This is a genomic window from Aquimarina penaris, from assembly GCF_040786285.1.
Lineage (GTDB): Bacteria > Bacteroidota > Bacteroidia > Flavobacteriales > Flavobacteriaceae > Aquimarina.
The window spans coordinates 903,366-914,352 of sequence record NZ_JBFMKQ010000001.1 but is presented as its reverse complement, the minus strand read 5'-3'; the positions used below and the strand labels follow the sequence as shown (position 1 = coordinate 914,352).

3 protein-coding genes are annotated in these 10,987 nt (G+C 36.8%); all 3 read left to right on the top strand.

Translation table 11 applies throughout. The features are described 5' to 3' along the window. Positions 1 to 282 precede the first annotated feature (282 nt). Complete coding sequence (locus tag ABW637_RS03620; RefSeq protein WP_367583268.1) at positions 283 to 3,681, top strand: cellulase family glycosylhydrolase; 3,399 nt, start codon at positions 283 to 285, stop codon at positions 3,679 to 3,681. 71 nt (positions 3,682 to 3,752) lie between these two features. After that, complete coding sequence (locus ABW637_RS03615; RefSeq protein ID WP_367583267.1) at positions 3,753 to 5,588, top strand: polysaccharide lyase; 1,836 nt, start codon at positions 3,753 to 3,755, stop codon at positions 5,586 to 5,588. A 126-nt stretch (positions 5,589 to 5,714) separates the two neighbouring features. Next, positions 5,715 to 10,706: an Ig-like domain-containing protein gene (locus ABW637_RS03610; protein ID WP_367583266.1), complete on the top strand. Its 4,992-nt coding sequence runs from the start codon at positions 5,715 to 5,717 to the stop codon at positions 10,704 to 10,706. Positions 10,707 to 10,987 lie beyond the last annotated feature (281 nt).

Genomic DNA, 10,987 nt, shown 5'->3' with positions numbered 1-10,987 from the left:
CAAACCTTATGAAAACTATGAAAACCCCAAAGTCTGTAAAAATTCATTTATAGCACAAATTTATTTGTTGCACGCCTAGAAGATCCAGTTTCCTCTTTCATGATCTATAAGGTGATTGCTTTATTTTATTTTTTGCGTATTCGGTAATTAGCATCATATCGCTTTCTACTAATACCTATTATTTAGAATCAAAACGATAATATTTCAAGAGTTGGAATATATTATTGGATCAGATCTATTATTATAATTTATAACAAATCACAAACTCAAAACATCATGAAAATGAAAGTACACTACTTTTATAGCCTAAAGCCTGCTGTTAAAGCATTATTATTTGTTTTTTTAATATCCTGTTTTACTATGTCTGCACAATCAGTCGTACAAAAACATGGTAGATTAAGAGTAAATGGCAACAAAATTGTAAATAAAAACAATGTCCCTACAAGTCTTGCAGGGAATAGTTTGTTTTGGAGTAATGCCGGTGATACATCAGACTTTTATAATGCCGAAACGGTTAGTCATTTAGCTAGCGACTGGAATAGCTCGATTATAAGAGTAGCTATGGGGGTTAAAGAAACTTGGGACGGAGGAACCGGTTATATTGATAGCCCCGTGGCTCAAAAAAATAAGATTAGAAAAGTAATAGACGCTGCTATTGCTAACGGAATCTATGTAATAATAGATTGGCACACTCACGAAGCAGAGCGCTATGAGGCAGAAGCTGTAGATTTCTTCACAGAAATGGCAGATCTGTATGGAGATAAAGACAATATCATTTATGAAATTTATAATGAACCTATCGGACAGTCTTGGTCTGAAATCAAGTCGTATGCAAACGCTGTAATTGCAGGGATACGATCAAAAGATCCTGATAACTTGATTATTGTTGGGTCATCTACATGGTCTCAAGATGTGGATATTGCTTCAAACGATCCTATAAATGATAGTAATACAGCATACACATTACATTTTTATGCGGGTACGCATAGTCAAGGTTTAAGAAATAAAGCAATCACTGCAATGAATAATGGGGTAGCTATATTTGCTACAGAATGGGGGTCTGTTAATGCCGATGGTAATGGTTCATCAAATGTTGCTGAAACCGAAAAATGGATGGAATTCTTCAAAGAGCATAGCATAAGCCATGTTAATTGGGCCATTAGTGATAAAAATGAAGGAGCTTCGTCGGTACAAAGTGGAGCTGGAGTTTCAGGTCTGCAAAGTAACCAACTTACCGACACCGGTGAGTTCATCAAAAACATTATTAAAAATTGGTCAGAGGGAGACACAAATCCTCCTAATCCCGGTGGAACAATCAATTGTAGCACTGTAGAATGTATTCTAAACGCAATGAGAAACGCAAAACCCGGAGATGAAATTATTGTAGCATCAGGGACGTATGTGGCACCAGAGAAGGTATCAATCGGTGGAAGAGCCGCTCGTTTTCTATCTCAAAAAGATGGAACTTCTTCTAAGCCAATTATCATTCGCGGAAAAAACCCATCGAACCCACCAATTCTTAAAGGACCTGATAACCGGTATGATGGATATGTCATGAGAATTATGGGTGATTATTGGAAAATTGAAGATCTAATCCTAGAGGAAGGGTCTAAAGGGTTGGTATTCGATAATGCTAATCACGGAATCATTGAAAATGTTGTAGTTCGTGAACTAGGAGAAGAAGGAATTCACCTAAGAGATGGGTCAAGTAATAACCTGGTAAAAAACTGTAAAGTGTACAATACAGGAATTAAAAAACCAGGTATTGGCGAAGGATTATATGTAGGATCTGATAAAGGGCAACATGATGAATATGACAGAGACTGTAACAATAACACAATAGATGGTTGTATCGTTGGACCCAATGTTACTGCCGAAGGTGTAGATGTTAAAGAAGGAACTAAAAATACAATCATTAGAAATTGTACCTTTTCTGCCAAAGGAATATCAGGAGAAAATAGCGCAGATGCATTTATAGATCTAAAAGGTGCCTATGGTTTTGTATACAACAATACTTTTAATCTAGATGGCTCTAATGTCATAAATGCAGGGGTAGATTTCCTGGATAGAGGAACTGGGTATAATACAGGATACCGAAATGCAATTTTTAATAACACCTTTAATCTTGAAGGTAGAGGATCAGAAATTCAGACCGCTAGAAAGAAACAAGGCAGTCCTTCAGAAATTCATGTTTGGGATAATACCAGAAATCCTAATACACCAGATTTCCCTATTAGTGATGGTACTACAGGTTTTGTAACACTATCTTGCCCTAGTTGGAATATTATTCCTTGTGAAGGAGGAGGAAATAATCAAGCACCAAGTGTTTCAATCACCTCTCCTTCAAATGAAGACGAATTTACTGCAGGTTCTTCTATTGTTATAAAGGCTAATGCTTCAGATACCGACGGAACTGTAGTCAAGGTAGAGTTCTTCAGCAATACTAATAAAATAGGTGAAGATACCTCGTCACCCTACCAATATACAATTGCAAATGCTGTAGCAGGAACTTATAGATTAACAACAAAAGCTATCGATGATGATGGGGCCGATACATCTTCTCAAGAAATACGTATCACCGTACAAGAAGAACCGGCAGGGGGTTGCACCGGTAACGGAAGTCCCATCACATCACGTATTCAGGCAGAAGATTATTGCGATATGCAAGGAATCAGAACTCAAAACACATCAGATGTCGGTGGTGGACTTAATGTAGGATGGATTGATACCGGAGATTTTATGGAATATAGAATTAATATCCCAGAAACTTCTGAATATGAAATCGCCTATAGAGTGGCCAGTAGGTATAGCAGTGGTGAAGTAGATATAAGAGTAAATAATTCATCATTAGGCAAGACGGCAATTCCGAATACGGGAGGTTGGCAAAACTGGAGAACTATAAAAACCAAAGTAAATCTTTCTACCGGTAGTCAAACAGTACAATTGTATGCCTCTGGCCCTAGATGGAACATCAACTGGTTTACACTTACCAAAGTAGATGGACCAGGTAATCCAAATCCCGATGGTTGTAGTTTTGGTACCCCAATACAAAATGCTTTACCAGCTTTTGATAAAGCCTCTTTCAATAATGTGCATATCCTTGGAAATAATGGTCCTGATTTTTCTAACTTCAGAAGGTTTAGAATCAACTGGAATCCAAGTCAAAATGGATTATATCAGTTCGCTATTAATACTAATAATGGTGTGCCTGGCTACTATGTAGACTTAAGAAACTTTATGGATTATAGGTTCAACACTAGCAACCCCGATATCTCTATTTCTAATTCTGGATTTACAGGATTAGATGGAGAATATTGGGTAGCAAAAGACAATGATAATTTTGTAATGGTCTCTAAAGATAAAGGGTTTACAATTTACTTTAGTAATGCTACTACTGCACCAAATTGTAACAACCGACAGCCTAATTCAACATTAGACATGAAAACTACTAGTGCAAAAATATATCCTAATCCTGTTGAAGGTAACAAACTTACAATTTCAAATATTTCTCAACCAAACACCACAATTGAAATCAAGGATATTCAAGGAAAAACTGTTATACGTCAATCAATTCTTGGTACTAGTGCTACTGTTGATATTTCGGTTTTAGAAGCCGGTTTATATGTCGTTATTCTAAGAGGATATAAATTCAAAGAAACATCTCAACTTATAAAGAAGTAATATCAATTAAACATCTTTAAAAAACCGGGCAAATGTATTTTGCCCGGTTACTATAACTAAACTCCCAAAATATGAAACTTTTCACACAAAGAAACCTGATTTCAGTGGTTTCGCTATTCGTAACAATTACTTTTTTTGCCCAAAATCCTATATATCAAAATGATTTTGATCATTTATCTACAGGGCAATACAATGAAGAAGAAATGAAAGAAGCCCTTGGTGCACATTTTTGCAAAGGTGCCGATGAAGGAAGGATATCCATTTCTGAATATCAAGGCAGAGGAAATGTGCTAAAAGTAAAATATCCCAAGGGAAAAGTAAAAACCAATGATAGCGGTATGCACACCAAAGTATATTGGGATAACTATGCATCTTTTGATGAATTATATTTTAGTTATCAAGTCTATATCCCTCAAGATTTTGAATTTCGAGCAGGTGCTAAATTGCCGGGATTAGCATACCAAACCCGAGACCAAAATATGTCTCTACGGTTAATGTGGAGAAAAGATGGACTTTTAGAATTTTATAATCATTTTGAAACCAGACCAACATGGGACGGTTGGACTGCTTCTGTAAACTGGAGTTTATTAGATCCTTATGACGAACGAGGAGGACCTCAACCCGATCAGGTTAAACTTAAAAAAGGGGCCTGGAATCACATCGAAGTATTTCATAAACTAAATACTCCGGGTAAAAATAACGGTATCATGCGCGGTTGGTTTAATGGCCAACTTGCAATTGACATCACTGATAATGGCGATTATCGTCAAAACGGCGAAGGTAATATCGGTATAAATAACATTTATTTATCTACCTTTTTTGGAGGAAGTAGTAACGATTATAAGCCTACCAAAGATCTATATGCATATTTTGATGATTTTATAGTCTCAAAGACAAGAATAGGAGATAATACCGGAGACGGTACAGATCAATCATTCAAAGTTTCTTTCAAAACTCCAGCAGAAGATCTTACCGTACAAGAAGGATACGACCTCGAAATAGAAGTTGATGCAAAAGATAACAATGGATCTATAAAAGAAGTAAAGTTATATATCAATAATTCTTTTGTTAGAAGAGAACGTAGATTTCCTTACACCTGGGGGCATCAAGGATCGCCAAACCCTAATGAGTTAAATGGTCTTTCATCGGGTGTGTATACCATCAAAGCGGTAGCTACTAATAGTAAGGGTAAGACTAAAGAAACATCGTTCAAACTAACCGTTAAAACCAATAGCACTTGCTCATTTGTACTTCCAGATACCAAAGGACTCGAACCCTTAGACAATGTTCTCTATAACTATGTACATATTACAGGAGCCGAGAGTCCAGGTTTTATGAGAAATTTTGTGAACTTTTCTGCTAAATGGAATCCCAAATACGATGCGTTATTCAAGTTTGCCCTTCAAACTAATAATGGTACTCCCGATTGGTATGTAGATTTTAGTAAAACTGCAACATTTCAACTTAAAGAAACCAATCCAGAAATTACATTGAGAAACACCGGTTTTGAAGGACTTGATGGAAGTTATTGGGTAACCATGCAAAATGAAGAATTGGTTTTAAAATCTAAGCATAGCCAAAAACTTCTTTGTTTTAGTAATTCGGCAAAGCCTCCTGCTTGTATGAGAGGAAAAAGTCAACAGGTAATCACTGTGCATAATTCTCAAAGACTCGTATTAGATCAAAATCCTATAAAAGATATTCTTTCTATAAAAGATTTACCAACATCAGCATATCGAGTAGATGTATATTCCCTTAACGGAAATATTATTCATTCTGAATCCATTTCAGCAAAACAATCTCACCTCGATGTGAACGTGAATGAATTACCTAATGGTATTTATTTCTTACAGGTTCATGCTCGTCATCAGGAAGCACTTAAGACAAAATTTGTGAAAAACGAATAATTTCCGAAGGTTATTAAAATGACTTACATAATCGATAAAACTGTCTTGTCGTCAACTCGATAATTAAAACAAGATTTATTAAGCAATAATAAAAATTTCAAAAATATTAACTAACACAAACGAACAATGAAAGCTACAATGAAAATCCCAAAATTAATCTTGAAAGAAAAGATTATTTATAAGCAGGATAGAAATAAGAATGTTTTTATACTATCACTAATAATAATAAGTATTTTACTTCTTTTTAACCATCAACGTACTTTTGCTCAATGTAATACGATCATTGATGTCGATTTTAATAATTGGAATAACAGGCGATACTCTATTGCAGATATAAAAAGTGACTTTAACAATAAAGTAAAGCCTTGGACTGCATCTACCTATAGAGGAGTAAAAGGTCCCGGTGCTTCGAGTAATTTGATAGAAAACACTCCGCAGGAGACTAGAATTGTCAATAAAACTTTGCGAGCACAGTACTTAAAGAATGATGCCTCGGGTAGATCAGGTGGTTTTCTGTTTGATCCCTATTTTGATAGTGTAGAAGAAGCTTATCTAGAATATAAAGTAAAATTTGATGATAATTTCTTCTGGGCTACAGGAGGTAAATTGCCAGGCTTGGGAGGTTCGACAAGTGGTGTTAATAATGAAAGTACAGGTCGTGGATCCATTCCATCCGGATGTAAATACAATACAAATGGATGGTCTGCACGTTTGATGTGGCGAAGAAATAGAGCGCAAACTAATGCGCCTTACCTTATTTTGTATAGCTACTTTGCCGAGAAGCAAAATGGGCAACCAAGAAAGGATGGAGATTGTGGAGATGGTAAAAGAATTTATTCTAACCTGAAGGACAACAAGTGGTATACCATCCGTCAATATATCAAAATGAACACGCCAGGGCAAAGAAACGGTAAGGTGATTATGTGGATCGATGGAGTAGAAACGTATCGCGATAATAATGCCAAAATTCGGAACTCTGGAAAAGGCAACTTAAAGATCAATGCCTTGATTATGAATACATATCGAGGAGGGAAAAGAACAGACCCAGTTTGGCATTCACCAAGAACGGAATATACTTTTTTCGACGATTTTAAAGTATGGACAGGATGCGGTAATCCATCTGGAGGAGCTAATAAACCTCCTACAGTTTCTATTACAAGCCCTAATCAAGCAAGTTACACTGTCGGAAGTGATGTCTCGGTAAAAATCAATGCTAACGACCCAGATGGTAGCATCACAAAACACGAAGTTTTTGTAAATGGAAATTTGGTTGATACCGACGGGGCTAATTATACACCACACCCAATAGCTAATCTGCAAGAAGGTAATTACACTGTTAAAGTTGTAGTAACGGATAATGATGGCGCTAAAAGTGAAGCTACCAAAAGTTTTACTGTGGGTAACTCTAATGGCGGAGGAGATACTGGTGGAGAAGGAGAAAATTGTGTAGCCGTAGAAAGAAATGGTGTGGTAGCCGTAGAGGCAGAAGATTTTACAAGTCAATCAAAAACTTCTAAAAGAAAATGGTACGTACAAAACGGAAGTACTAATACTCCGAACCCAGATCCTGATGGTCCACATGCGGGTTCTTCTAGTAAAAGGAAATATATAGAAATACTACCAGATACTCGAGTAACTCATGATGATCAGTTAATTAGAGGAGAAAATTTTTCAGAAAACCCTGGCGAGTTAGGTGTCCTTGATTATAAAATCAAATTTACCACCCCTGGTAGATATTATGTTTGGGTAAGAGCATATTCTACGGGTAGCGAAGATAATGGTGTTCATGTAGGTCTTAATGGTAATTGGCCAGCGTCTGGTAAAAAGATGCAATGGTGCCAGGGGAAGAATCAGTGGACCTGGGAGAGTAAGCAAAGAACCGATGCAAATCATTGTGGAGAGGAAAGAAAGATATATTTAGACATTCCATCTGCTGGGGTTCATACAGTATCATTTTCTATGAGAGAAGATGGTTTTGAATTCGATAAGTTTGTGTTATCAAAAGCGTACACCAAACCATCGGGAGATGGCCCAGCTACAGAACTAGCAGATTGTTCAGATGGTGGTGGAGACAATAATACTGGTGCTTCTATTACAGGCGAACGAAAAAAATGGCACAAAGTTACCTTAACTTTTAATGGACCAAATTCTTCTGAAACTGCGAATGACAATCCGTTTCTGAACTATCGTTTAAATGTAACGTTTACGCATCAAAGTGGTTCACCATCTTACGTTGTACCTGGGTATTATGCTGCCGATGGAAATGCAGCTCAGACATCTGCAACTAGCGGTAACAAATGGAGAGCTCATTTTGCTCCAGATAAAACAGGAACTTGGAATTATAAAGTTTCATTTAGAAAAGGAAATAACGTTGCAGTCAATGATGGAGTCAATGCGGGGAATGTTGCAGGATTTATGAATGGAGAGACCGGATCATTTAATATTGCCGCTTCAAATAAAACCGGTAGAGACTTCAGAGCAAAAGGACGTTTACAATATGTAGGTGAACATTATTTACGTTTTGCTGAGACTGGTGAATATATGATCAAACAAGGACCTGATTCTCCAGAGAATTTATTTGCGTATGATGATTTTGACAATACTCCTAATTCGGGTAATCGAAGAAAAAACTTTAATCCTCATAAAGGAGATTGGAATAGTGGAGACCCTACTTGGAAAAGTGGCAAAGGAAAAGGATTAATCGGAGCCGTAAATTATATCGCTAGCGAAGGATTAAACTCGATGTCTTTCCTTACCATGAATATCAATGGAGATGATAAAAATGTATACCCATATACAACCAGTAATCAACGTACACGGATAGATGTTTCAAAACTAGCACAATGGGCGATTGTTATTGAGCACATGCAGAATAATGGGGTTTTTGCACATTTCAAAACGCAAGAAACAGAAAATGAAACATTACTGGATAACGGCAATACAGGCACACAACGTAAATTATATTATCGCGAGCTAATTGCAAGATTTGGTCATAATCTGGCACTAAACTGGAACTTAGGAGAAGAAAATGGTGGCGGACCGCAAGCAGTAGATCAATCACCTGCTCAGGAAAGAGCAATGGCAGAATATTTTTATAAAAATGACCCCTATCGTCACCACGTGGTTATCCATAAACATCCCAATGATTTTCCTGAATATTTGCTGGGGAATCAATCAAAACTTACCGGTTTTTCATTACAAACTAATCAAACAAATTTTAGTAGTGTTTTTGGGAAGGTAAAAGAAGGGATTGATAAATCCAGAAATGAAGGAAAAAAATGGGCAATCGCTTGTGATGAACCAGGTGATGCCCGTCAGGCACTTCGCCCTGATAATAATGCTGGAAATTCACACACCGACGGAAGAAAAAATGCACTGTGGGGTACGTTACTTGCCGGTGGATGGGGTAATGAGTGGTATTTTGGATATGAGCAAGCACATTCAGATCTTTCACTACAGGATTTTAGAAGTCGTGATAAATGGTGGGACTATGCACGTTATGCGATCCGATTCTTTGATATAGCAGATCTTCCATTAACACAAATGCGAAATAATAATTCATTGTCTTCTAACAATAACGACTATTGCTATGCAAAACAAGGAGAAGCCTATGTAGTGTACCTGAAGAATGGAGGTTCTACCAATCTAAATCTAAATGGACAAAGCGAAAGGTTTACCGTAAAATGGTATGATCCTCGCAATGGTGGTAACCTAAGAAATGGTTCTGTAACCAGTATTAGTGGCGGCGGAAACAGATCTATAGGGAATGCTCCCAATAATGGTGGTAAAGATTGGGTAATACTAATTACTAAAGAAGGTTCTAATCCAGGCGGAAATACGCCTCCTTCTGTTTCATTAACTAATCCTTCTCAAAACAATCAGGAATATCAATTAGGCGAAACGATCTCCTTAAGTGCTAATGCATCAGATTCTGAAGGAAGTATAGAAAAAGTAAACTTCAAGATTAACGGTTCGTATTTTAAACAAGATAGAACTGCTCCTTATACTGTATCTTGGACACCAACAGTAGCGGGAACGTATACAATTGGAGCCAGAGCCTTCGAAGCGTCACAGCAAGGACTTGCTACAGAAGTATCAAGAACAGTAGTTATAAAAGATATGACTGCTGGTCAGTCACCAGAGGTCTCTTTTATAACACCTTCTGGAAATATAACAGTACAAGAAGGTTATGATATAGAGATTGAAGCCAATGCCACAGATGCAGACGGAACGATAAACAATATCAAATTGTATATCAACAATACGCTGGTACGACAAGAAAGTATAGCTCCATATACCTGGGGACATGAAGGATCACCTAATCCACAAGAAGTTAACGGGCTTTCTGCAGGAGTATATACTTTCAAAGCAGTAGCAACCGATAATGATGGTAATACAGGTGAAAACACCTTTATGCTAACCGTACAAAGTACTGATGGAGGTGGTGATACTGGGAATTGTTCTTTCGGAACGCCGATTGAAAATGGTATTCCTGCGATGGATAATGTGTCCTATAGCGATGTTCATGTTTTAGGACAAGGAGGTCCAAGTCTTAGCAATTTTAGAGAATTTTCAATCAATTGGAATCCTACCTATAACGGGCTTTACAAATTCGCAATCAACACCGATAATGGAGTTCCAAATTGGTATGTAGATTTCTCGGATACTATGAGTTTTCAGTTAAAAAATGCTCAACCCGAAGTGACATTATCGAATACTGGCTTTAATGGATTAGATGGAGCTTACTGGGTGGCTAAAGATGGAGATAATTTTGTGTTAGTATCTAAAGATCGAGGATTTACACTTTACTTTAGTAACTCTTCTCAAGCCCCTTTGTGTGCGAATCGACAAAGCAAGATTTCTTTTTCAAAAGAAAACGCTCAAAATATAGTGCTGCACCCTAACCCGGTTAAGAGTGATGTTTTATCTATTGGAGGACTCGAAAATCAGGAAGTATCCATACAAGTATTTAGTTTAATCGGTAGAAGAGTTTTGCTTAAAAATGCAAAAGGAGTAGCCGTTTATCAATTACCTGTACAAGGATTAGAAGCCGGGAGTTATATTTTAAATATAAGAGGAAATGGTATTAATACATCATTGCACTTTATTAAAGAATAGCCTTCAGAATTAATCAAAAAGATGTAAAGCTAGCCTCTCAATTTTTCATGCGAGGGGTTGGTTAACCATGTAGTTTTAAACCAATAAAAAAGTCTCGTTGGGGAGCGAGACTTTTTCTATATTTAAGTTAAGGGACACTTTAATTCTAAGGGTAAAAAACCTCTAATGCAATCAACGCTTTTACAAAGAGGTTTTTTAACAAAATGTATTAAGGGCAAATAAAATCTTTGGTATTACTAAACACCAAGAGTTAAAAACTCTCGAATCAAGAAGTATGTTAA

What these genes read in the sequence shown, in the direction of transcription:
- ABW637_RS03610 (WP_367583266.1), top strand. Translation starts at nt 5,715, where the DNA reads ATGAAAGCTACAATGAAAATCCCAAAATTAATCTTGAAAGAAAAGATT.
- ABW637_RS03615 (WP_367583267.1), top strand. Translation starts at nt 3,753, where the DNA reads ATGAAACTTTTCACACAAAGAAACCTGATTTCAGTGGTTTCGCTATTC.
- ABW637_RS03620 (WP_367583268.1), top strand. Translation starts at nt 283, where the DNA reads ATGAAAGTACACTACTTTTATAGCCTAAAGCCTGCTGTTAAAGCATTA.